A 570-nucleotide genomic window follows, 5' to 3' on the forward strand; every position below is an offset into this window, starting at 1 on the left:
GCTATGCAGCCAAATGGTTGCTTTTATGTTTTATCAAGGCATGCACTATTTGGATTTTTTATTACATATTTAATATCTTTAATAACGTTCTTTTTATCAAAATCAGTCATTAATTTAAAAGCCATCAGAGCTTGCCTAGTTAAATTAATTTCTCCATCACCTAGTATTTTTGGATTTATTCCTAGCTTTGCTAAATGTGAACAGCTTTCATTGATAGGTATTACATCTCTAGCATTGCTAACAGTTGGATTTTGGTTTATCAGTTTCCAAGTCATAAAATGATCTCGCTATTAAAATCTGTAACTATCAAATGAAAATTAAATCTCTACACAATAATGTTCGTGCCTAGACAAATATAACAATTTTTTTTGTAATTAAATAGGATGTTAATTACATGCGTAAACATAGGGTTTAATGGTTTTAGATGTCTGTTTACCGCCTCTTAAATATAAATTCGCTCCTTTCTTGTGACTTTTATCTTATTTTAATGTAATTGTTATGTTTGGAAAAATGGTGTTTATTATTGAGATTGGACTATTGCTGCAGCAAGCAGGCTCAGCTCATCTTGCA

Annotated in this window: 1 protein-coding gene; it reads right to left on the reverse strand. The window is 30.2% G+C overall.

The window, feature by feature from the left end; all coding sequences use genetic code 11:
- Positions 1-23: 23 nt before the first annotated feature.
- Positions 24-275 (reverse strand): hypothetical protein, encoded by a 252-nt coding sequence (locus CIK04_RS27360; protein ID WP_128824731.1) that lies wholly within the window; start codon positions 273-275, stop codon positions 24-26.
- Positions 276-570 lie beyond the last annotated feature (295 nt).

This window comes from Vibrio sp. 03_296 (assembly GCF_002265885.1).